This is a genomic window from Amycolatopsis melonis, from assembly GCF_040064235.1.
Lineage (GTDB): Bacteria > Actinomycetota > Actinomycetes > Mycobacteriales > Pseudonocardiaceae > Amycolatopsis > Amycolatopsis melonis.
This window is the reverse complement of sequence record NZ_JBDZYD010000015.1, coordinates 78195-100208: the sequence shown is the minus strand read 5'-3', so window position 1 is coordinate 100208 and position 22014 is coordinate 78195. Positions and strand designations below refer to the sequence as shown.

Here is a 22014-nt window from a genome sequence, read left to right as displayed (position 1 = left end):
CGGTGCCCGGTGACCGGCGTCGCGACGATGCCGGTCACCGGGAGTCCGGTTGCGCCCGCCGCCACAACACGGTCGCGCCCAGCGCGGCCCCGACGCCGATCGCGCCCGCGGCCGCGACGACACCGTGCGGGGCGAAGCGTTCGGCCGCCAGCCCGGCGAGCACCACGCCCACGCCCTGCGACACCCGGAGCGCGGTCAGCGCGAAGCCGAACGCCTGCGCCCGCTGGGCGTCCGGCGTCAGCTGCACGAACGTCGTGTTCGCGACGAGGTTGTACGCACTGGCCACCCCGCACAGCGTGAACAGCGTCAGCGTCCCTTCGAGGTTCGGCCGCAGCGCGCAGCCCAGCAGCGCCGCGCACGCCAGCACGGCCAGCGGGCCGAGCAGCCGCGCCCGCCGGGACGGCGGGATCCGCGACAGCGCGGCCATCCCGAGGACGTTGCCCAGCGCGAACGTCCCGAGCAGCAGGCCGACCACGACCGCGCCGCCGCCCAGTTCGGCGGCGTACGGCGCGGCGATCGCCTCGCCGGCGATGTAGATCCCGGACACGCACCCGAGTGCGACCAGCGCGAGCCGCCGCCGGTCGCCGACGACCACCGTCCAGCCCGCGCGCACGTGCTGCCACCAGCGGATCCCGGGGTCGGCGCGCGGCGGCCGCGGCCGCACCCCGCCGAACAGGAACGCCGCCGACACCGCGAAACTGGCCGCGTCCGCGAGTAGGGCGCCGCCGGTGCCGGTGACCGCCACGAGCAGCCCGCCCAGCGCGAACCCGGCGACCTGTCCCGCCTGCACGAGCATCATCAGCAGGCCCATCCCCGGCACGAACGTCTCGCCGGGCAGCACCTGCGGCAGCAGCGCGGCCCGCGCCGAGTTCCACACCGGGTTGACCAGCTGGACGCCGACCAGCAGGGCCGCCACCGCGAGCAGCGGGAGGCCGGGCAGCGCCATGACGGCCACCGCGGCCGCGCGCAGGACGTCGGCGGCGATCATCACCGTCCGCGGCGGGTGCCGGTCGGCCAGCCCCGACAGCAGCGGCCCGCCGACGAGGTCGGGCAGGAACGTCAGCGCGTACGTCAGCGCGGCCCAGCCCGCCGAGTTCGTGCGGTCGTACACCAGGATCGACAGCGCGACCCTGGCCAGCTGGTCACCGGTGACCGTGACCAGCTGCGCCGAGAACAGCGCGCGGAACTCCGTCACCGCGAGGACGTCGCGGAAGCCGACTGCCCGTGCCGTCATGGGCACTCACGGTACCGGCGCGGACGCCCACCGTGAACGGCCGTTCGGAGGTGCTTTACTCGGTGCCGCAGGTGATTTTCGGCTGCGGGTTGTAGTGGACCGTCCGGGTCGAGCGGCTGATCTCGCGGCCGGTCGCGGCGTCCTTGATCACGCGGGTGTCGGTCGTGGTGAACCCGGGCGCGCCGTTCGAGGCGTGGCAGTTCTCCGCCGGGCCCGGTTTTGCCTGCGGTTCGGTCTGGTTGACCTGGGCGCCGGGGATCGACTCGACGGTGTAGCGCTTGGTGCCCCACAGCTTCACGGTGATCGACGACGGCGTCCAGATGGTCTGGATCGCGATGCCGGTCGGCGAGTCGTTGGTGAACTTGAGGTCGATGACGCTGGCGCCGTCCGGGTTCTGGAACACCGTCGCCTCGCGCGCGGCGGGGTAGCGGCTGATGTAGTAGCTGTGTTCCTTGTGGCCGGCGTCCTTCATGCCCGCGAAGTACGCCGCGTTGTACAGCGTGGTCGCGAACTGCGAGATGCCGCCGCCGACCTCGCGGCCGGGCGCGCCCTCCTTGATCACGCCTGCCTCGACGTATCCCTGCGCCTTGCCGCGCGGGCCGGTGAACCCGTTGAGGCTGAACGTTTCCCCGGGCTTGACGATCGCGCCGTTGACCTTCTGCGCGACGACGCGGATGTTGACGCCGGACTCGGGTGCGAAGCCGCCGGTGGTGAACTCGCCGACGACCTCCTTGATGCCCAGCTGGTTCGCCTGCTCGGTGGTGACCTTCGCCGGGCTGTCCTTGTAGATCGCGGGCACCTCGCGGCCGTCGGTCTTCTTCAGCACGTCGGGCAGCGGCTTGAGGCTGGGGTCCCAGTCGATGGTCCGGCCGTCGGTGGACGGGTCGACCGCGGGCTTGCCGCCTTCGAAGACGACGGTCGCGTCCTTGCCCTCCTTCTCGGTGGACTTCAGCTGCGGACCGGCGGATTCGGCGATCTTGGCGTTGTCGATCTTCGGGGTCAGCCCGCCGCCCTCGGCGGGCTCGAAGGTGATGGCCGCGGCGATCGCCTCCGGCGGCACGGTGGCGTTCTTGCCCTCGCCCTTGACCAGCAGCGGGCCGGAGACGGCGGGCCGCGCGAACCCGTCCAGCGCGGCCCGGACGCCCTCGGGCGTGGTGCGCACCGGCGTGCTGGTCACCGGCAGCGCCAGGGTCTGCCCGTGCGCCCAGTTCGCGAGGACGGCGGCGGTCGCGCCAGGGACGTCGAGCTTCTGCCCGGCCTTCGGTGGCACGGCGACCGGGTTCGCGCCCTCGAACTTCACGGTGCCCTCGACCGGATCGCGGTCGACCTGGCCGCGCAGCGCGTCGAGTGCGGCGGCGAGCTTGGCGTCCTCGGCGTGGCTGACGACGCCGACCTCGCGGCTGGAGAACAGCGAAGCCAGGCGCGTGAACGGGTTCAGCGGCTGCTCGCCTGCCTGGTCGAGGGTCTGGGCCCAGTCCAGGTGCAGCCCGGCGAGCGTCGGGGAGAGCGAGCCCTGGACGTCGCCCGCGGTGACGGCCAGCGGCCGCGTGAGCCGCGGCTCGATCCGGCCGCGCAGCTCCTGCTCGGCGGCGTCGCGGTCCATGCCGCCGACGTCGACACCGGCCACGGTCACCCCGCGCGGGACGCTGCCCTGGCTGACCAGCAGGTCGACGCCGTAGATCGCGACGAGCAGGCCGAAGACGCCGCCCGCGATCCAGCCCGCCGTGCGCAGGTTCCGCCGCTTCGGGGGTGTGCCCGCCGGATCCGGTTCGGGCCGGACGACCGGCAGGACGTCCGTCTGCTCACCGTGTGACTCGGGCCAGCGCGGTTCGTACGGCAACTCTCCACCCCTTCAACGCGGCGCCGGGTCGCGCCGGTGACGGGGCCCAGCGTACGGGGCACCCGGACAAGCCGGATCACTCGCCCTAACGGGGGAGGAACCGGTCACGGATCGGTGAAGCTCACCCCGCGTCGGGCTCCGGATTGTGGCCCGCGCGGGCCAGGAAGCCGAAGTCGCAGCCTTCGTCGGCCTGGGTGATGTGTTCGCTGTAGAGCGCGCCATACCCACGCTCGAACCGCGGCGCCGGCGGTGTCCACTCCGCACGCCGCCGCGCCAGCTCCGCATCGGACACCTCCAGCCGCAGGGTCCGCGACGGCACGTCCAGCGTGATCAGGTCGCCGTCGCGGACCAGCGCCAGCGGGCCGCCCACATGCGACTCGGGGGCCACGTGCAGCACGCACGCGCCGTAGCTCGTGCCGCTCATCCGCGCGTCGGAGATCCGGACCATGTCGCGGACACCCTGTTCGAGCAGGTGCGCGGGGATCGGCAGCATCCCGTACTCCGGCATGCCGGGGCCGCCGAGCGGGCCGGAACCACGCAGCACCAGGACCGAGTCCGCGGTGATCGCCGGATTCTCGATACGCTTCTTCAGGTCCGCGTAGTTGTCGAACACCACCGCCGGGCCGGTGTGGGTGAGCAGGTGCGGCTCGGCGGCGAGGTGCTTGATCACCGCGCCCGACGGCGCCAGGTTTCCGTGCAGGACCGCCACCCCGCCCTCGGCGGCGACCGGGTTGCCGCGCGGCCGGATGACGTCGTCGTTGTGCACGCGTGCCTGCGCGAGGTTCTCGCCCAGCGTGCGGCCGGTGACGGTGAGCCGCTCCGGGTGGAGCAGGTCGGTCAGCCGGGAGAGCAGGCCGGGCAGGCCGCCCGCGTAGTAGAAGTCCTCCATCAGCCAGTCGCCGCCGGGCCGGATGTTCGCCAGCACCGGGACGCGCCGGGCGATCGTGTCGAAGTCGGCGAGGGACACCGGGATGCCGCTGCGGCCCGCCATCGCGATCAGGTGGATCACGGCGTTGGTCGAGCCGCCGAGGGCGAGCACGGTGGTGATCGCGTCTTCGTACGCGCGCTTGTCCAGCACCTGCGTGATGGTGAGGTCCTCCCACACCATGCCGACGATCCGCGCGCCGCTCGCCGCGGCCATCCGGTGGTGGGCCGAGTCGACCGCGGGGATCGACGCGGCGCCCGGCAGGGTCAGGCCGAGCACTTCGGCGGCCGAGGTCATGGTCGAGGCCGTCCCCATCGTCATGCAGTGCCCCGGGGAGCGGGCCAGCCCGCGTTCCAGTTCGGACAGCTCCGCGTCGCCGATCAGCCCGGCCCGCCGGTCGTCCCAGTACTTCCACATGTCGGTGCCGCTGCCGAGGACCTCGTCGCGCCAGTGCCCGCGCAGCATCGGCCCGGCCGGGACGAAGATCGCGGGCAGGCCGGCGCTGGCCGCGCCCATCAGCAGCGCCGGGGTGGTCTTGTCACAGCCACCCATCAGGACCGCGCCGTCGATCGGGTAGGACCGCAGGATCTCCTCGGTCTCCATGGCCAGCAGGTTGCGGTAGAGCATCGGCGTCGGCTTCTGGTAGGTCTCCGACAGCGTCGCGACGGGGAACTCCAGCGGGAAGCCGCCCGCCTGCCACACGCCGCGCTTGACCTGCTCGGCGCGTTCGCGCAGGTGCATGTGGCACGGATTGATGTCCGACCACGTGTTGAGAATGCCGATGACGGGCTTGCCGAGGTGCTCTTCGGGGTTGTAGCCGAGCTGGCGGCTGCGGGCGCGGTGGCTGAAGTTGCGCAGTTCGCCGCCGCCGTACCACCGGTGGCTGCGAAGCTCCTCGGGTCGCTTCATGGAATCCAGTATGGCATCTGATATATGATCTGCGGGGCCTGGTTCAATGGGCTCCGAGCCCGACCGAGGAGCACGCCATGACCGGGACGTTCAGCCTGCCCGCCTCGCGGACCGAAGTGGTCCTGGAGGAGATCCGCCGCGGCATCCTGACCCGCGAGCTGCTGCCCGGCCAGCCGCTGGTCGAAGCGGAGCTGGCCGCGCGGCTCGGCGTGTCGAAGACGCCGGTGCGCGAGGCGCTCAAGGTGCTGTCCAACTCCGGCCTGGTGACGTTCAGCCCGTACAAGGGCGCTTCGGTGGTGAAGGTCGACGCCGAGCTGGCGAAGTCGGTCTACGACGTGCGGATGGTCCTCGAACCGGAGGCGGTCCGGCGGACGGTCGAGCAGCGTGACCCGGCCCTGCTCGACGACGCGACGGAGGCGCTCAAGGAGGCGGCCACCGCGATCGCGGACAAGGACCAGGCCGCGCTGAGCCTGCTCAACCGCCGGTTCCACCGCGCCCTCTACCGCGGCTGCGGCAACCCGCTGATGATCAGCATCCTCGACGACCTCAAGGACCGCGCGGCGCTGATCAGCGTCGTCGGCTGGGAGGCCAGCCCCAGCTGGAAGAAGGAGCAGGCCGAGCACAAGGCGGTGCTCGCCGCGGCGAAGAAGGGCGACGCCGAGGGCGCCGCGGCGCTGCTCAAGGAGCACATCGGCGGGTTCCTCGACCGGGTGCTGCAGGCCATCGGATGAAGCTGCTGCTGATCTCCGACACGCACCTGCCCGCCCGGGCGCGCGAGCTGCCGGCGCAGGTGTGGGCGGAGGTCGCGGCCGCCGACGTCGTCGTGCACGCCGGCGACTGGGTCGACGTCGCCCTGCTCGACGAGCTGGAGGCGCGCAGCAAGCGGCTGATCGGCGTGTACGGCAACAACGACGGCCCGCCGCTGCGGGCGCGGCTGCCGGAGATCGCGCGGGCGGAGCTGGACGGCGTCCGGCTGGCCGTGATCCACGAAACCGGCGCCAAGCAGGGCCGCGAGCGGCGGTGCGACACACAGTTCCCGGACACCGACGTGCTCGTCTTCGGGCACAGCCACATCCCGTGGGACACGGTCACCCCGGCCGGGCTGCGGCTGCTCAACCCGGGTTCGCCGACCGACCGCCGCCGTCAGCCGTACTGCACGTACCAGACGTGCCGGATCGAAAACGGCACGCTGACCGGCGTCGAGCTGCATCGACTGCCCCCGAGGGGGTAGACAGGTCCCATGGATCCGGCATGGGCGTTGCGGGAGATCGCGTTCCAGCTCGAACGCGCGGGGGAGCCGACCTACCGCGTGCGGGCGTTCCGGAACGCGGCCGCGACCGTCGACAAGACCGGTGCCGAGCAGCTGGCCCGGCTGGCCGAGAACGGCACGCTGACGTCGTTGCCCGGCATCGGGAAGGCCACCGCCGGGGTCATCGAGGACGTGCTGGCCGGGCGCGAACCGGCGTACCGGGGCAAGCTCGTCGAGAAGAAGCTGCCGGACGGCGAGCCGCTGCGGTCGGCGCTCAAGGGTGATTGCCACACCCATTCGGACTGGTCGGACGGCGGCAGCCCGATCGGCGAGATGGCCGTCGCGGGCCGGGACGTCGGGCACGAGTGGATGGTGCTGACCGACCACTCGCCGCGGCTGACCGTGGCGAACGGGCTGTCGCCGGACCGGCTGCGGACGCAGATGCAGATCGTCGCCAAGGCCAACGAGCTGATGGCGCCGTTCCGGCTGCTGCACGGCATCGAGGTCGACATCCTCGACGACGGCTCCCTCGACCAGGAGGAGGAACTGCTGGGGCAGCTGGACTTCGTGGTCGCGAGCGTGCACTCGAAGCTGCGGATGCCCGCGCGCGACATGACCCGCCGGATGCTCGCCGCGGTCCGCAACCCGCACGTGCGCGTCCTGGGCCACTGCACCGGGCGGCTGGTCGTCGGGCGCGGCCGCCCGGAGTCGGAGTTCGACGCCGAAAAGGTGTTCACGGCGTGCCGCGAGAGCGGCGTGGCGGTGGAGATCAACTCGCGCCCGGAACGGCTGGACCCGCCGATGCGGCTGCTGCGGCTGGCCGCGGAGATCGGCTGCGAGTTCGCCATCGACAGCGACGCGCACGCGCCCGGCCAGCTGGACTGGCTGGGCTACGGCTGCGAGCGCGCGATCGAGGCGGGCATCGGGCCGGAGCGGATCATCAACACGCGCACGGCCGACGAGCTGCTCAGCCGCTGATCTCGATGACCGGGTGCCGGGCCGGGTCGAGCCAGCGCAGGATCGCCGCGAGGTCCGCGCCGGGGATCGCGACGCAGCCCGCGGTCGGCTGCCCGTTGGTGACGTGCAGGAAGAACGCCGAGCCCGCGCCCGGCACGACTGGCGTGCGGTTGTAGTCGATGACGACGGCGTGTGCGTAGACCGGGCCCGCCTCGCCGAGGTTCTCGCCGGCGGCCTCGTCGAACGGGCACGTGCCGGGCGCGCACGAGTAGTGCGTGTTGTAGTACGGGGACCGCACGTCGGAGACCCACCAGTCCGAGGTGGTGACCGTGCGGTAGGGCAGCCGCGTCCGCGCCGGTTCGGTGCCGAACGCCTCGGTCAGCGGCCAGACCCCCGCCGGGGTGCGGGACGTCGACTCGCTCGCCTGCCCGACGCCGTTCTTCCCGACGTACGCGGGGATCGGGCCGTGCGCGCGGATCCAGCCGGCGCCGGTGCGCTCCCAGGTGGTGAGGACGGCGGTGGCCGCGCCCGCCCGGTCGGCGACCACGCGGACCACCTGGCCCGCGGACGGCGTGGCGCCGGATGCTTTCCTGGGCATGCCGGAAAGCGTAACGGCGCCACGCGCGGCGCGGGTGGTTTCAGTTGATCGTGGTTTCAGTTGATCGTGTACGAGTCTCCGTACACCTTCCACTTCAGCGGGGTGTGCAGGTCGAAGTTGCCCTCGTTGAGGAACTTCAGCTGCTCGGTGTCGACGCGCGAGGTGTCGGCGTGCGCCTCTTCCTTCTTCATGACGACCTTGCGGGCGTCGAGGAACGCCTTGAGGTAGGTCGTTTCGTTGCCGCCCTGTGCCGGGGTCTTCGCCTTCTGCATCGCCGTCCGGCGGATGCCGCCGAAGCTGTCGGTGCTGGTGCCGGGGCCGTGCATGACGATGGCGTCGTAGTAGATGAACTGGCCGAGCGTGCTCAGGCCGTCGGACTTGCCCTGGTTCACGGCCGGGTTGAAGTAGACGCGGTCGCGCTCGTTGTTCTGCGCCGTCTGGAACGCGCTGGTCGCCGCGGCCTGCTTCCAGGCGTTGACGAACGGCGTGCCGAGGCCGGCGTGCGAGTCGGTGCCGTTCACCTTGCGCAGCGCGGGAAGGAACTTCGCCAGCGGGTTGTCCGGCACGGCGTCGGTGTAGGCCTCGACCAGTTCGAGCATGTCCCCGGTGCCGGAACAGAACCCGATGATGCCCGCGGTGTAGCCGCGGCCGTCGCCGATGTCCTCGATGTACTTGTACTGCGCCTTCCAGTCCAGCGACGAGTTTTCCGCGCTGGACACGAGCTTCATCGCGATTTCCTTCTTGGCCGGGGCCGCCAGGTCCCCGGTGGCGCGCACGGACGCGCTCAGCGGCGCGGGTGCGGCGGCGGAGAAGGCGGGGGTGCCGATCGCGAGGGCGGCGACCGCGGCCGCGCCGAGGAGAACCGGCCGCAACTTCTTGCTCATGGGGAGACCCTTCCCGTACGCCATGGAAGTCCACGGCGGGTTTTCGGTGGTGTGGGTGGAGCTGCGGCGTAGCGACACGGTAGCGAAGGGTCAGCAAGCTCGGCAAGAGGCGAAAAGCGTTCAGGTCCGTGAACGGTCCAGACCACCGCGATGAGTCCGGAAAGGACGTTGCCTTGGGCCGGGGCGGCGGATGTAGTGAATTCCGGGGCTGGGCCCGGCGCAGCGTGCGGTCAGCGGATGCCCGCGAAGAGGCGGATGACGTCCGGCAGCACGCTCACCGGGATCGTCGGGTCGATCGCGCGCTGCACGCCGAGCCCGATGCCCAGGCTGAGTAGCGCCGTCGCGGCGTCGTCGGCAGGCATCGGCAGCGTGATCCCGAACCGCTCGGCGTACCCGGTGAGCAGGCCCGCGATGGCGTCGCGGATGGCCTTGTCGCGGTCCGCCAGCTCGGCGCGCACGTGCGGGTTGCGCCGGGCGTTCGTGGCGAACTCGACCTCCAGTGCCGTCCAGGCCTCGTCGCCGATGCTGCGCTCGGCCCACGTCTGGAACGCCGCGAGCAGCCCGTCGATCCCGTCCGCGCCCTCGAGTGCCTGCGCCACCAGCGCGACCTGCTCGTCGTGGATGCGGTCGAGCACGGCAAGGCACAGCTCGTCCTTGTTGCGGAAGTTCGAGTACACCGCGCCCTTCGAGTACCCGGCCTCGTCCGCGACCTTCTCCAGCGAGGTCACCGAGTAGCCGTCGCGCAGGAACAGCTGCTTGGCGGTCTCGACGAGCTGTTCGCGCGTGCGCGCCTGGCTTTCCGCGCGGGTGAGTCGGGCCATGGGGCAACTCTAGCGACCCCGGAGATTGGGGTACCGATGGTATTCGAATACTGTTAGTCTCCGAGAATGGAACAACGCCACTTCGCGGTCCTCGTCATCGGTGCCGGGGCGTCGGGGCTGGGTGCCGCCATCCGGCTCAGCCAGTCCGGCGTCGACGACCTCGCCGTGCTGGAGAAGGCGGGCACACTCGGCGGGACCTGGCGCGACAACACCTATCCCGGCTGCGCCTGCGACGTCCCGTCCGCGCTGTACTCGTACTCCTTCGCGCCCAACCCGCAGTGGTCGCGGGCGTTCGCCGGCCAGGCCGAGATCCGGGCCTACCTGCAGGACACGGCCGAGCGCTTCGGCGTCACCGGCAAGATCCGGTATGGCGTCGAGGTGACGCGTGCGCAGTGGAACGCCGGGGAGTCCCGGTGGGAGCTGGAGACGTCGCAGGGGCCCTACTCCGCCCGGATCCTCGTCGCGGGCACCGGGCCGTGGCACGAGCCGAAGATCCCGGATCTGCCCGGGCTGAAGGACTTTCCCGGCGAGGTCTTCCACTCCTCGCGCTGGAACCACGGCTACGACCTGACCGGCAAGCGCGTCGCGGTGGTCGGCACCGGCGCGTCCGCGGTGCAGTTCGTCCCCGAGATCGTGCCGCGCGTCGGCCGCCTGCACCTGTTCCAGCGCACCGCGCAGTGGGTGCTGCCGAAGCCGGACCACCCCGTCCCGGGCGTCGAACGGTTCCTGCTCCGGCGGTTCCCGGCCCTGCAGCGGGCGTTGCGCAGCGCGGAATACGGCGCGATGGAGACGCTCGGCTTCGGCTTCCGGCATCCGTGGCTGCTGCGGCAGGTGCAGAAGATCGGCCTGGCACACCTGCGCCTGGCGGTCCGGGATCCCGCGCTGCGGGCGGCGTTGACGCCGGACTACACACTCGGCTGCAAGCGCCTGCTGATGTCGAATACGTACTACCGCTCCCTTACGGCGTCCACTGTGGACGTTCATCCGACCGCGGTGCGGGCGGTCGAAGGCCATCGCGTGCTCGGCGCCGACGGGACGTCGGCCGAGGTCGACGCGATCATCTTCGGCACCGGCTTCCACATCCTCGACATGCCGGTGTCGGCGCGCGTGTTCGACGCCGACGGCCGCAGCCTCGACGACCACTGGCAGGGCAGCCCGCAGGCCTACCTCGGCACGACGGTCGCCGGCTTCCCCAACCTCTACCTGCTGCTCGGCCCGAGCCTCGGCACCGGGCACAGCTCGGCGTTCATGATCCTGGAGGCACAGCTGCGGCACACCGTCGCCGCGGTGACCCGCACCCTGCGTTCGGGCTGGGCGTCGCTGTCGGTCCGGCCCGAGGTCCAGGCGGCGTTCAACGCCGAGGTCCAGGCGGCCCTGCCGGGCACGGTCTACCAGTCCGGCGGCTGCTCCAGCTACTACACCGACGGCAACGGCCGCAACAGTTTCAGCTGGCCGTTCTCCACCGGGCGGCTGCGGGCGCAGGTGGGGTCCTTCGCCGAAGCCGACTACGAGATCGGGAGGGTGCATGCGCACCGGTGACCGCTACCCGGCGATCGGCGTGCGCGGCGCGGTCGTCGCCGTCACCGGCGGCGCGCGCGGCATCGGCCGTGCCACGGCCGCCGAGTTCGCCGCGCGGGGCGCGACGGTCTGCGTCGGCGACCTCGACCACGCCCCCGCCGGGCAGGTGCCCGGCGTGCACGCGTTCCCGCTCGACGTCACCGTCCGCGCGTCCTTCGACGCGTTCACCGCGGCGGTGACCGAGCGGTTCGGGCGGATCGACGTCCTGGTCAACAACGCGGGCGTGATGCCGCTCGGCGACTTCCTCGAAGAGCCGGACGCGGTCGGGCGGACCACCCTGGAGGTCAACGTGCAGGGCCTGGTCCACGGCCTGCGGTCGGTGCTGCCGGGGATGATCGGCCGCGGCCGCGGGCACGTCGTCAACGTCGCGTCGATGGCGGGCAAGATCCCGCTGCCGGGCATGGCGGTGTACAACGCGAGCAAGTTCGCCGCGGTCGGCCTGACGGCGGCGGTGCGGCGCGAGTACGCGGCGACCGGGGTGAGCGTCAGCGCGGTCCTGCCCGGCGCGGTCCGCACGGAGCTGGCCTCCGGCGTCCGGCTGGGCGGCGCACTGCCCACAGTGGACCCCGAGGACGTCGCCCGCGCCATCGCCGGCACACTGCGCACCCGCCGCGCGGAAACGGCGGTGCCGCGCTGGCTCGCCGGCTGGGACCTGCTCGCGGCGGTGACGCCGGAGCCGGTGCTGACGTTCGCGCGCCGCCTGCTCGGCGACGACCGGGCACTGCGGGAGCTGGACCCGGTGGCCCGTGCGGCCTACGTCAGGCGGATTTCGGCGCAGGTCAAGTGATTCAGAGCGTCGCGAACCGCAGGCCTGCCTTGGTAAGCCGGTCGACGAGCGCGCCACCCATCGCCGTCGCCGGGGTCACCTGGCCCGCCGTCTCCGGCAGGTCGTCCAGCGCCAGGCAGAGTGCCGACTCCGCCAGCATCTTCGCCGTCTCGTCGTAGCCCGGGTCGCCGCCGGACACCTCCGTCACCACGCGCGAGCCACCGCCCTCGCCGACGAACCGCACCGAGAACCACGACCGGGCGCGCCGCTGCGGGCTCGGGCCGTTGCCGGGCGCCAGCAGCCGGGACAGCCCGCGCCGGGCCGGCGGCACCTGCGCCGCCGCGAACAGCGCGCCGAGCCCGAGCGCGCCGCCCGCCAGCACCGGCAGGTGCTTCACCGCGGCGAAGTGCCGGTAGGTGAAGTCCGGGCCGTAGCGCTCCGACGCGGCGGCCGACCGGCGGACGACCTCGGGGTCGATCGTCGGCAGCGGCACCGCCCACCAGCCCGCCCCGGCAACGCGGTGCGGGCGGCCGAGCGGCGCCCTCGTGAACCGTCCGGCGGGCCGCGGCTCGGCCGCCGCGCGCTCGCGGGCCACGCGGGCACCGGCCGGCAGCCGCGACAGGATCGTCAGGACGCTGAGGAACGTGCCGCCCGAAGGCATCCCGCTGGCCCGGACATAGCCGTCCACCTGCAGCGGCACGCCTTCGGGCAGCTGCTGCACGGTGAACCACACGCCGAGGTCGTGCGGGATCGAGTCGAACCCGCACGCGTGCACCAGCCGCGCGCCGGTCTCGCGGGCACGCCGGTCGTGCGCGAGGTACATCCGGTCGACGAACTCGGACTCGCCGGTGAGGTCGACGTAGTCGGTGCCCGCCTCGGCGCACGCGGCGACCAGCGGCTCGCCCTGCGTCAGGTACGGGCCGACGGTGGTGATCACGACCTTCGTGGCTTCCGCGACCGCCCGCAGCGAAGCCGGGTCGCCGGAGTCGGCGACGAGCAGGTCGAGCGTGCCGAGCCGGTCGTCGATCGCCGCCAGCCGCGCCCGGACGGCTTCGAGCTTGCCGCGGTTGCGCCCGGCCAGCGCCCAGCGCAGGCCCGCGGGCGCGTGCTGCGCCAGGTACTCGGCGGTCAGGCCGCCGGTGAACCCGGTGGCGCCGAACAGGACCACGTCATAGGTGCGCATGTCGCTCAGGTTACCCGCCGGTCACATCCCGTGCCGGGTGTGGCTACCGGCGGGTACAGTCCCCCTCGACGGCGAGGAGGCACCCGTGACCGAACGCTTCGGCAGCTACCAGAACGAGCTCTACCTGCAGGGACTCGGTGGTCAGCTGCCGCCGTGCTCGACCGACGCGACGAAGCTGGAGTCCTCGGCCCGCGAGATCATGGCGGCCGGGCCGTTCTCCTACGTCGCGGGCGCGGCGGGGTCGGGCGCGACCGCGCGCGCCAACCGCGAGGCGTTCGACCGCTGGCGCATCGTGCCCCGCATGCTGACCGGCGCGACCGACCGCGACCTGGCCACGACGGTGCTCGGCACCCGCCTGCCCGCCCCGGTGGCCGTCGCCCCGGTGGGCGTCCAGTCGATCGTCCACCCGGACGCCGAGCCGGCGACGGCGCGCGCGGCGGCGTCACTGGGCCTGCCGTTCATCCTGTCGACGGCGTCGTCGACGAGCATCGAAGACGTCGCCGCGGCGAATGGCGAGGGTCCGCGCTGGTTCCAGCTGTACTGGCCGGGCGACACGGACGTGTGCGCGAGCCTGCTGGACCGGGCGAAGAAGGCGGGCTACACGGCACTGGTGGTCACGCTGGACACGTGGACCCTGGCGTGGCGGCCGTCCGACCTGGACCAGGCGTACCTGCCGTTCCTGCGCGGCGACGGCTGCGCGGTCCCGTTCACCGACCCGGTGTTCCGCGGCCTGCTGGAGAAGACGCCGGAGGAGGACCCGACGATGGCGATCCTGCGCTGGATCGGCCTGGTGACCGGAACGGACCGCACGTGGGACCAGCTGCCGTTCCTGCGCGAGCACTGGGACGGCCCGATCGTCCTGAAGGGAATCCAGCACGTGGCGGACGCCCGCCGCGCGGCGGAGGCGGGCATGGACGGAATCGTGGTGTCCAACCACGGAGGCCGCCAGGTGGACGGCGCAATCGGGGCACTGGAGGCGTTGCCGGGCATCGTGTCGGCGGTGGGCGACCGCATGGAGGTGCTGTTCGACTCGGGCATCCGCACGGGAGCGGACGTCCTCAAGGCCCTGGCCCTCGGAGCCCGCGCGGTACTGGTGGGACGCCCGTGGGTGTACGGCCTGGCCCACGCGGGCGAGGAAGGCGTCCGGCACGTGCTGCGCAGCCTGCTGGCGGACTTCGACCTGACGATGGGGTTGTCCGGGCACCGCCGCCTGGCCGATCTGGGACCGGAGTCGCTGCAGCGGGCGTGAGGTAACGAATCGGAATTTCCGTGCTGGGCGTCGCCGGCCTCGCGCTGATCGCCGTCGCGGTGCTCACCGGCCGGGCCAAGGCGGCGCCGCAGCCGCAGCAGCCCGTCCAGGGCCAGCCGCCGCAGCAGCCCGGCCAGAGCTGAGCCCCAGCGCCCCAAGGTGGCCTTGGGGCGCTCGGGCCGCCCCGGAGGTGCGCCCGGTCACGCAAGCCGGATATTCGGGAGCCCGGTTCGTCACGCACGGCTATCCTTGGTCCGAGAATGTCCACGCCATCCCCCTTCGCCGCGCTGCGTGCGCGCCTGCCCGAGCTGATGCCGCGCGACGAGCTGCGGCTGCGCCGGCGGCTCGACGGTGCCCGCAAGGCCCGCAACCGCGATGCCGTCCTGCAGCAGATCGCCGCCGACATCGACGCCGCCGAGCTGCGGGTGCAGGCGCGGCGTGCCAGCGTGCCCAAGATCGACTATCCCGAAGAGCTGCCGGTCAGCAAGCTCAAGGACGAGATCGCGGCCGCCATCGAACGGCACCAGGTCGTCATCGTCGCGGGGGAGACCGGGTCGGGCAAGACCACGCAGCTGCCGAAGATCTGCCTCGAACTCGGCCGCGGCATCCGCGGCCAGATCGGGCACACCCAGCCGCGGCGGCTGGCTGCCCGCACCGTCGCCGACCGGATCGCCAGTGAACTGAAGACCGAGCTGGGCGAGACCGTCGGCTACAAGGTGCGGTTCACCGACCAGTCCGGCCAGGACACGCTGGTCAAGCTGATGACCGACGGCATCCTGCTCGCCGAGATCCAGACCGACCGCTCGCTGCGCCAGTACGACACGCTGATCATCGACGAGGCCCACGAGCGCAGCCTCAACATCGACTTCATCCTCGGCTACCTCAAGCAGCTGCTGCCGCGCCGCCCCGACCTCAAGGTCATCATCACCTCGGCGACGATCGACCCGGAACGCTTCTCGAAGCACTTCGACGACGCGCCGATCGTCGAGGTCTCCGGCCGGACCTACCCGGTCGAGGTGCGCTACCGCCCGCTCGTCGACCCCGACGATCCCGATGGCGACGACGAGCGCGACCAGACCCAGGGCATCCTCGACGCCGTCGAGGAGCTGTGCGCCGAAGGACCCGGCGACATCCTCGTCTTCCTTTCCGGCGAACGCGAAATCCGCGACACCGCCGACGCGCTCAACCGCGCCGACCTGCGCAACACCGAGGTCCTGCCGCTGTACGCGCGGCTGTCGGCGGCCGACCAGCAACGCGTGTTCCAGCGGCACACCGGGCGCCGCGTGGTGCTCGCGACGAACGTCGCCGAGACGTCGCTGACCGTGCCGGGCATCAAGTACGTCGTCGACCCGGGCACGGCGCGGATCTCCCGCTACAGCCACCGCACCAAGGTGCAGCGGCTGCCGATCGAACCGGTGTCGCAGGCGTCGGCGAACCAGCGCAAGGGCCGCTGCGGCCGCACGTCCGACGGCATCTGCATCCGGCTCTATTCCGAAGAGGACTTCGAAAGCCGCCCCGAGTTCACCGATCCGGAGATCCTGCGGACCAACCTCGCGTCGGTCATCCTGCAGATGACCTCGCTCGGCCTCGGCGACATCGCGGCGTTCCCGTTCGTCGAGCCGCCCGACCGCCGCCAGGTCAGCGACGGCATCGGCCTGCTCCAGGAGCTGGGCGCGTTCGCCAGCACCGGGTCCGACCGCAGCGTGACCGACCGCAGCCTGACCGACGTTGGCCGCAAGCTCGCGCAGCTGCCGGTCGACCCGCGGATGGGCCGGATGGTCCTGGAGGCGGCGAAGAACGGCTGCGTCCGCGAAGTCATGATCATCGCCGCCGCACTGTCCATTCAGGACCCACGCGAGCGGCCCGCGGACAAGCAGCAGGCGGCGGACGCCCAGCACGCGCGGTTCGCCGACCCGACGTCGGACTTCCTCGCCTACCTGAACCTGTGGGAGTACGTCGCCGAGCAGCAGAAGGCGTTGTCCGGCAACCAGTTCCGCCGGATGTGCCGCACCGAGTACCTGAACTACCTGCGGCTGCGCGAATGGCAGGACATCTTCAGCCAGCTGCGCCAGCTGGCGAAACCGCTCGGCATCTCGCTGAACACGACACCGGCCGACCCGCAGCGCGTGCACACGTCGCTGATCGTCGGGCTGCTGTCGCACATCGGGCTCAAGGACCCGGCGAAGGGCGACTACCTGGGCGCGCGCGGCGCCCGGTTCGGCATCTTCCCCGGCTCGGCGCTGTTCAAGAAGCAGCCGCGCTGGGTGATGTCGGCCGAGCTGGTCGAGACGTCGCGGCTGTGGGCGCGGGTCAACGCCCGCATCGAGCCCGAGTGGGTCGAGCCGCTGGCCCAGCACGTCGTCAAGCGCAGTTATTCCGAACCGCACTGGGAACGCAAGCAGGGTGCGGTGATGGCGACGGAGAAGGTGACGCTCTACGGCGTCCCGCTGGTCGCCGACCGCCGCGTCAACTACGGCCGGATCGACCAGGAGCTGTCGCGCGCGCTGTTCATCCGGCACGCGCTGGTCGAGGGGGACTGGCAGACCCGGCACAAGTTCTTCGCCGAGAACCGGGCGCTGCTGGAAGAGGTCGAGGACCTGGAAAACCGGGCCCGGCGGCGCGACATCCTGGTCGACGACCAGACGCTGTACGAGTTCTACGACGCCCGCGTCCCGGCGGATGTGGTGTCCGTGCGGCACTTCGACAGCTGGTGGAAGAAGGCGCAGCGCGCGGACCCGGACCTGCTGTCGTTCGAAAAGTCCATGCTCATCAACGAGTCCGCGGGTGGTGTCCTCGAGTCGGACTACCCGGACTCGTGGACCCAGGGCACACAGGTCTTCAAGCTGACCTACCAGTTCGAGCCGGGCGCGGACGCCGACGGCGTCACGATGCACGTCCCGCTGCCGGTGCTGAACCAGGTCACCCCCGACGGGTTCGACTGGCAGGTGCCGGGCCTGCGCGCCGAGCTGGTGACGCAGCTGATCAAGTCGCTGCCGAAGGCGTTGCGCCGCAACTTCGTCCCGGCCCCGGACACCGCCCGTGAAGTCCTTTCGCGAGTGTCCCCTTCGGACGGTCCGCTGCTGGAGGTGCTGGGCCGCGAGCTGCGCGCGCTGCGCGGCGTGACGGTGCCGTACGCGGACTGGGACCTGTCGTCGGTGCCGGAGCACCTGAAGATGACGTTCCGGGTGGTCGACGAGCGCGGCCGGAAGGTGGCCGAGGGCAAGGACATCGAGGCGCTGCAACGCAAGCTGGCTCCGAAGGTCCGCGCGACGATCTCGAAGGCGGCCAACACGCTGGAGAAGGCAGGGCTGACGAAGCCGTCGTTCGGTTCCCTGCCGAAGGTGTTCGAGTCGACGCAGCGCGGCCACGACGTCAAGGCGTACCCGGCACTGGTCGACGAGGGCGCGACGGTGGCGGTCCGGCTGCTGGACACCCCGGCCGAGCAGCGGCACGCGATGTGGGCGGGCACGCGGCGGATGCTGCGGCTGAACCTGAACTCGCCGATGAAGTTCATCACCCGTTCGCTGTCGAACTCGTCGAAGCTGGTGCTCAACCGCAACCCGCACGGCAGCGTCGCGGCGCTGCTGGAGGACTGCGTCGACTGCGCGGTGGACGCCCTGATGACGGCGGCAGGCGGCCCGGCCTGGGACGAAGCGGGCTTCCAGGCGTTGCTGGCCAAGGTCCGCGAAGGCCTGAACCCGGCAATCCTGGACGTCCTGACGGAGGTGGAGAAGATCCTCCGCGCGGCGAACGACGTCGAGGTCCAGCTGACCTCGGCCCGCGGCCCGGCGGAGTCACTGTCGGACATCCGCGCCCAGCTCGACGGCCTGGTCTACCCGGGTTTCGTGACGGCCACGGGCGCTTCACGGCTGCGGCACGTGGTGCGCTACCTGCAAGGGATCTCGCGGAGGCTGGAGAAACTGCCGACCGAGCCGACCCGCGACCTCCAGCGCACGGCGGACATCGCGTGGATCACCGGGGAGTACGCGGACGCACTGGCGACGCTGCCGCCGGGCACGTCGTCACCGGCGTTGAACGAAGTCCGGTGGATGATCGAGGAACTGCGGGTTTCGTTCTTCGCCCAGACGCTGGGAACAGCGCATCCGGTGTCGCTGAAGCGGATCACGAAGGCCATCGACGACGCCCTCGCCTGACGTTATGCGGCGGTGGTGCCGGTATGTCCGGCTTCGAACTTCCGTCGGTTGACCGGGGACGGGCGGGCGTCAAGCCTGGGGCGGCTGGAGACCCTCCTGGGAAAGGACCGTCCGATGTCCTTGGGTGTTTCGTCCGCCAAGCGAAGAATCGCCATTGCCTGCGCTGCGCTTCTGCTGCCGTTCACCGGTGTGCTCGCGCCCGCCGCGTATGCCTCGGCCGGGGGTTCGCCGCCGCCCGTGGATTCCGGGCATGGCAAGCACAAGATCGACGGCGAGCCGCGGCACGACGTTCCCAATCCGCTGCTCAAGGAACGCTTTGCCGAGGAGGAAGAGGAGGACGGCGACGATCCCGCGCTGTCCGCGCTCTGCCAGACCTACATCGGCAAGCCGAACCCCTACCGGCCGCTCGCGCCGAACACCGACGTCATCGACGGGGACACCATCGTCCCGACCGGCAGCCAGACCGGCTGCAGCACTGCCCAGAACGAAACCACCATCGCCGTCAACCCGGAGAACCCGCGCAACATCGTCGCCGGCGCCAACGACTACCGGCTGTACAACACCCGCGAGTCGCGCAACGACTCCGGCGGTTTCGCCTACACCTCGTTCGACGGCGGGCGGACCTGGACGAACGTCCAGCTGCCGCACCTGGACTACCCGACCGGCGCCGCCGCGCCACTGTCCTATATGGACGCCGCCGGGGATCCGGCCGTCGCGTTCGGGCCGCACAACACCGTCTACTACGCGACGCTGGTGTTCAGCCGGGCCGCCGTGCCGGACGACCAGCAGCTCGCCAGCGGGATCGCCGTGTCCGTGTCCCACGACGGTGGGCGCAGCTTCGGCGACCCGGCGATCCTGCACCTCGACGGCGTGACCCCGGCGGGCACGCCGACACCGACGAACATCTTCAACGACAAGGAATGGATTGCCGCCGACCCGGTGACCGGCGAGGTCTACGTAACCTGGACGCAGTTCACCTACGACGCCGACGGCCAGTTCACCGAGTCGCCGATCGTGCTGTCGAAGTCGACCGACTCCGGCCGGACGTGGTCGCCGATGCGCCGCGTTTCGCCGTCGCTGACCGGTTTCCACGGCGGGATCACGCCGTTCGGCAGCGGCTCGAACCCGGTGGTCACCCGCGACGGGACGCTCCAGATCGCCTACGAGACGTCGGTCTGCGCGACGGCCGCGTGCGACCAGCCTGCCGACCACGACGCGGTCGTCGTGGCGACCTCGCGCGACGGCGGCCGGACGTTCCGGCACACGGAGGTGGCGCTCGACTTCGACTTCCCGGTCGACGAAGACGTCGCCAACAACGCGCTGACCGGCGAGAACTTCCGGGTCAACAGCTTCCCGCAGCTGACCTACGACCGGGTCACCGACCACCTGTGGGTGACCTGGGCCGACGACCGCAACGGCGTCTACCGCGACGGCGACTCGGTGAAGACGAACGGCGACGCGTTCCTCAGCGGCTCCGACGGACGGCACGGCTGGTCGGCGCCGGTGAAGATCGGCACGGGCGCCGACGAGGTGTTCCCGGCGGTCGCGGCGCTGGCCGGACGCGTGGTGGTGACGTTCTACACGCGTGCGTACGACCCGGGCGGCATCGGGCTCGACTACGCGTACGCGACCGGCTGGGGCGGCGCCGTGGGCGCGGCACCGATCCGGCGCATCACGACGCAGACGGCGAACCCGCAGGTCCAGTTCGTCTCGACCGGCGCGGTGACGGGCAAGGAACTGCAGGGCGTGTTCATCGGCGACTACACCGCGGCAGCGGTCGGCGCCGACTTCCGGCTCCACCCGTGCTGGACCGACTTCCGCGGCAACCCGGGCCGCACCCTGCCGAACCAGGACGTCGGAACGCAGACCCTGCCGATGTTCCCGTGATGCACGGCCCGTGCCGGCCGGGGGAGCGGCCGGCACGGGTCACTTCGCGTCGGCGTAGCTGTCGACCGCGGCCGTCTGCATCGGGAAGCGGACCGGGCAGGCCGGGCCGAACAGCATTCTCGCCGCCTCCGTCACGCTGTCGGTGATCGCGGCCGACACCTCGCCTGCCAGCTCGGCCGGGGTGTGCACGATGACCTCGTCGTGCTGGAAGAACACCAGGTGAGCCGGGGCCGGGAGGCGCCGGCGGAGCGTCGCGAGCATCACCGCCGTCATGTCGGCCGCGCTCGCCTGGACCACGAAGTTCCGCGTGAAGCGGCCCCAGCCGCGCGAGGCGCGGCGGGCCTTCAGCTCGGCGGCTTCGTCCGAGGCGAGGCCGCCCGTCAGGGCGCGCCACGCCGCCGACGGCGCCGGGGACGTCCGGCCCAGCCGTGACCGGACGCGCTCGCCGCGCTCACCCGCCTGCGCCGCACGCTCCACATAGGACACCGCGTCCGGGAAACGCTGGCGCAGCAGGCCCAGCAGCGGCCCCGCCTCACCGGACGTGCCGCCGTACATGGCCGACAGCATCGCGATCTTCGCGCGGGCACGGTCGTCGCGGTCGTCGTTCGCCGCCGGGACCCAGCGGGCGCCCGAGAACAGCGCCTCACCCAGGCGCGCGTACAGGTCCGTCGCCGCCGCGACGTCGGCCAGGCGCCGGTCGCCCGACAGTGCCGTGAGCACCCGCGGCTCCAGCTGGGCCGCGTCCGCCACCACCAGCTTCCAGCCCGGATCCGCCCGGACGCAGGTGCGCAGCACCTTCGGGATCTGGAGTGCCCCGCCACCGCGGCTGGCCCACCGCCCGGACACGACCCCGCCGACGACGTAGTGCGGCCGGAACCGCCCGCCGGACACCCACTCGTCGAGCCACGCCCAGCCGTTCGCGGTGAACAGCCGCGCCAGCTCCTTGTACTCCAGCAGCGGCGCGACCGCGGGGTGGTCGATGCCCTTCAGCAGGTACTTCCGCGCCGCCGGGACCTCGATGCCCTCGCGGGCCAGCGCCCGGACCACGCTCGGTGGCGAGTCCGGGTTGACCGGCCGCCCGCCGAAGGCCTCGCTGATCTTCGCCGCCAGCTCGACCAGCGCCTTCGGCCGCTGCCCCGGCGGCACCCGTGGGCCCAGCCGCGACGCCAGCAGCGCCTCGTGCACGTCCGCCCGCCACGGCAGCCCGTCGGCCGACATCTCCGCCGCGGCCAGCGCGCTCGCCGACTCCGCGGCCAGCAGCAGCCGCAGCCGGTCCGGGTGCTCGGCCGCGGCGACCCGCCGCTCCTGCTCCGCGAGCACCCGCCGGACCGCCGTGACGACCGTCACGCCCTCGGGCAGCGTCGGCACGCGCGTCTCGAACAACGTCGGCTGCGCCAGCTCGACCGCCGCCGTGTCCGGCGGGGGCTCCTCGCCGTTCGCCCTGGCCCAGGCCGCGCGCAGGCTCCGCGACTGCTCCTCGCGGCCCTCGTACGCCAGCAGCAGCCCCTCCGCCAGCGCGAGGTCGTGACACCGGCGCACCCGCAGCCCGCCCGCCAGCAGCACCGGGTACGTCGTCTCGACCGAGGGGAACACCCACCGCGGCTCGAGCGACGCCTCCAGCTCGCGCGCCCGTGCCACGAAACCCGCCTCGTCCAGGCCCGTCACCGCCTGGTCACGGGCATGCACCGTGAAGCTCCCGTCCTCCTCCCGCCCCGCGATCACCAGCACGAAGACATTGTGCCGATCGGCACCGACAGTTTTGTGGCCGGCAAGTTCGGGA

General features: G+C 72.0%; 17 protein-coding genes. 9 read left to right on the top strand and 8 right to left on the bottom strand.

Annotated elements, in window-relative coordinates:
• Window positions 1-34: 34 nt before the first annotated feature.
• From ABJI51_RS35170 to araD, 3 genes are all read right to left on the bottom strand, one after another.
• A complete protein-coding gene (locus ABJI51_RS35170) occupies window positions 35-1234 on the bottom strand; it encodes an MFS transporter (protein WP_348955412.1) in 1200 nt (399 codons plus the stop codon).
• A gap of 55 nt (window positions 1235-1289) precedes the next feature.
• Window positions 1290-3074 carry a VanW family protein gene (locus ABJI51_RS35165; protein ID WP_348955411.1) on the bottom strand — a complete coding sequence of 595 codons (1785 nt, stop codon included), beginning with the start codon at window positions 3072-3074 and terminating at the stop codon, window positions 1290-1292.
• A 121-nt stretch (window positions 3075-3195) separates the two neighbouring features.
• Window positions 3196-4908, bottom strand: a complete 1713-nt coding sequence (araD, locus tag ABJI51_RS35160; protein ID WP_348955410.1) for an L-arabinonate dehydratase — start codon at window positions 4906-4908, stop codon at window positions 3196-3198.
• A 77-nt stretch (window positions 4909-4985) separates the two neighbouring features.
• On the opposite strand from araD, the gene ABJI51_RS35155 reads away from it, so the two are divergent.
• The 3 genes from ABJI51_RS35155 to ABJI51_RS35145 are packed head-to-tail and all read left to right on the top strand — an operon-like array spanning window position 4986 to window position 7135.
• Entirely contained in the window at window positions 4986-5639 is a 654-nt protein-coding gene (locus ABJI51_RS35155; protein ID WP_348955409.1) for a GntR family transcriptional regulator, read from the top strand.
• Entirely contained in the window at window positions 5636-6139 is a 504-nt protein-coding gene (locus ABJI51_RS35150) for a metallophosphoesterase family protein (protein WP_348955408.1), read from the top strand. The genes ABJI51_RS35155 and ABJI51_RS35150 overlap by 4 nt, the downstream gene beginning before the upstream one ends.
• A gap of 9 nt (window positions 6140-6148) precedes the next feature.
• Window positions 6149-7135: a PHP domain-containing protein gene (locus tag ABJI51_RS35145; RefSeq protein ID WP_348955407.1), complete on the top strand. Its 987-nt coding sequence runs from the start codon at window positions 6149-6151 to the stop codon at window positions 7133-7135.
• Here ABJI51_RS35145 and ABJI51_RS35140 read toward each other — a convergent pair.
• From ABJI51_RS35140 to ABJI51_RS35130, 3 genes are all read right to left on the bottom strand, one after another.
• Window positions 7125-7712 carry a L,D-transpeptidase family protein gene (locus tag ABJI51_RS35140; RefSeq protein WP_348955406.1) on the bottom strand — a complete coding sequence of 196 codons (588 nt, stop codon included), beginning with the start codon at window positions 7710-7712 and terminating at the stop codon, window positions 7125-7127. The two genes, ABJI51_RS35145 and ABJI51_RS35140, sit on opposite strands and share 11 nt — an antisense overlap.
• A gap of 56 nt (window positions 7713-7768) precedes the next feature.
• Window positions 7769-8596: a chitosanase gene (locus tag ABJI51_RS35135; protein ID WP_348955405.1), complete on the bottom strand. Its 828-nt coding sequence runs from the start codon at window positions 8594-8596 to the stop codon at window positions 7769-7771.
• A gap of 230 nt (window positions 8597-8826) precedes the next feature.
• Window positions 8827-9417 (bottom strand): TetR/AcrR family transcriptional regulator, encoded by a 591-nt coding sequence (locus ABJI51_RS35130; protein ID WP_348955404.1) that lies wholly within the window; start codon window positions 9415-9417, stop codon window positions 8827-8829.
• 66 nt (window positions 9418-9483) lie between these two features.
• On the opposite strand from ABJI51_RS35130, the gene ABJI51_RS35125 reads away from it, so the two are divergent.
• Window positions 9484-10956 carry a flavin-containing monooxygenase gene (locus ABJI51_RS35125; protein WP_348955403.1) on the top strand — a complete coding sequence of 491 codons (1473 nt, stop codon included), beginning with the start codon at window positions 9484-9486 and terminating at the stop codon, window positions 10954-10956.
• Window positions 10943-11782 carry an SDR family oxidoreductase gene (locus ABJI51_RS35120; RefSeq protein ID WP_348955402.1) on the top strand — a complete coding sequence of 280 codons (840 nt, stop codon included), beginning with the start codon at window positions 10943-10945 and terminating at the stop codon, window positions 11780-11782. The genes ABJI51_RS35125 and ABJI51_RS35120 overlap by 14 nt, the downstream gene beginning before the upstream one ends.
• A gap of 1 nt (window position 11783) precedes the next feature.
• Here the strand turns inward: ABJI51_RS35120 and ABJI51_RS35115 are convergent, their stop codons facing one another.
• Window positions 11784-12944 (bottom strand): saccharopine dehydrogenase family protein, encoded by a 1161-nt coding sequence (locus ABJI51_RS35115; RefSeq protein ID WP_348955401.1) that lies wholly within the window; start codon window positions 12942-12944, stop codon window positions 11784-11786.
• Between the two features lie 85 nt (window positions 12945-13029).
• Here ABJI51_RS35115 and ABJI51_RS35110 point away from each other — a divergent pair, with 85 nt between their 5' ends.
• From ABJI51_RS35110 to ABJI51_RS35095, 4 genes are all read left to right on the top strand, one after another.
• On the top strand, window positions 13030-14193 hold the full coding sequence (locus ABJI51_RS35110) for a lactate 2-monooxygenase (RefSeq protein WP_348955400.1): 1164 nt from the start codon (window positions 13030-13032) through the stop codon (window positions 14191-14193).
• A gap of 20 nt (window positions 14194-14213) precedes the next feature.
• Entirely contained in the window at window positions 14214-14336 is a 123-nt protein-coding gene (locus ABJI51_RS35105; RefSeq protein WP_348955399.1) for a hypothetical protein, read from the top strand.
• Between the two features lie 168 nt (window positions 14337-14504).
• Window positions 14505-18347 (top strand): ATP-dependent RNA helicase HrpA, encoded by a 3843-nt coding sequence (gene hrpA, locus ABJI51_RS35100; protein ID WP_431605696.1) that lies wholly within the window; start codon window positions 14505-14507, stop codon window positions 18345-18347.
• 114 nt (window positions 18348-18461) lie between these two features.
• Window positions 18462-20234, top strand: a complete 1773-nt coding sequence (locus ABJI51_RS35095) for a sialidase family protein (protein WP_348955397.1) — start codon at window positions 18462-18464, stop codon at window positions 20232-20234.
• A 39-nt stretch (window positions 20235-20273) separates the two neighbouring features.
• Here the strand turns inward: ABJI51_RS35095 and ABJI51_RS35090 are convergent, their stop codons facing one another.
• On the bottom strand, window positions 20274-21962 hold the full coding sequence (locus ABJI51_RS35090; RefSeq protein ID WP_348955396.1) for a bifunctional 3'-5' exonuclease/DNA polymerase: 1689 nt from the start codon (window positions 21960-21962) through the stop codon (window positions 20274-20276).
• Window positions 21963-22014: the final 52 nt, after the last annotated feature.

Excerpts from the sequence above, each read along its gene's own strand:
- ABJI51_RS35125 (WP_348955403.1), top strand. The coding sequence starts at position 9,484 with ATGGAACAACGCCACTTCGCGGTCCTCGTCATCGGTGCCGGGGCGTCG.
- araD (WP_348955410.1), bottom strand. The coding sequence starts at position 4,908 with ATGAAGCGACCCGAGGAGCTTCGCAGCCACCGGTGGTACGGCGGCGGC.
- ABJI51_RS35135 (WP_348955405.1), bottom strand. The coding sequence starts at position 8,596 with ATGAGCAAGAAGTTGCGGCCGGTTCTCCTCGGCGCGGCCGCGGTCGCC.
- ABJI51_RS35150 (WP_348955408.1), top strand. The coding sequence starts at position 5,636 with ATGAAGCTGCTGCTGATCTCCGACACGCACCTGCCCGCCCGGGCGCGC.
- ABJI51_RS35140 (WP_348955406.1), bottom strand. The coding sequence starts at position 7,712 with ATGCCCAGGAAAGCATCCGGCGCCACGCCGTCCGCGGGCCAGGTGGTC.
- ABJI51_RS35155 (WP_348955409.1), top strand. The coding sequence starts at position 4,986 with ATGACCGGGACGTTCAGCCTGCCCGCCTCGCGGACCGAAGTGGTCCTG.
- ABJI51_RS35095 (WP_348955397.1), top strand. The coding sequence starts at position 18,462 with ATGTCCTTGGGTGTTTCGTCCGCCAAGCGAAGAATCGCCATTGCCTGC.
- ABJI51_RS35120 (WP_348955402.1), top strand. The coding sequence starts at position 10,943 with ATGCGCACCGGTGACCGCTACCCGGCGATCGGCGTGCGCGGCGCGGTC.
- ABJI51_RS35145 (WP_348955407.1), top strand. The coding sequence starts at position 6,149 with ATGGATCCGGCATGGGCGTTGCGGGAGATCGCGTTCCAGCTCGAACGC.
- ABJI51_RS35170 (WP_348955412.1), bottom strand. The coding sequence starts at position 1,234 with ATGACGGCACGGGCAGTCGGCTTCCGCGACGTCCTCGCGGTGACGGAG.
- ABJI51_RS35130 (WP_348955404.1), bottom strand. The coding sequence starts at position 9,417 with ATGGCCCGACTCACCCGCGCGGAAAGCCAGGCGCGCACGCGCGAACAG.
- hrpA (WP_431605696.1), top strand. The coding sequence starts at position 14,505 with ATGCCGCGCGACGAGCTGCGGCTGCGCCGGCGGCTCGACGGTGCCCGC.
- ABJI51_RS35115 (WP_348955401.1), bottom strand. The coding sequence starts at position 12,944 with ATGCGCACCTATGACGTGGTCCTGTTCGGCGCCACCGGGTTCACCGGC.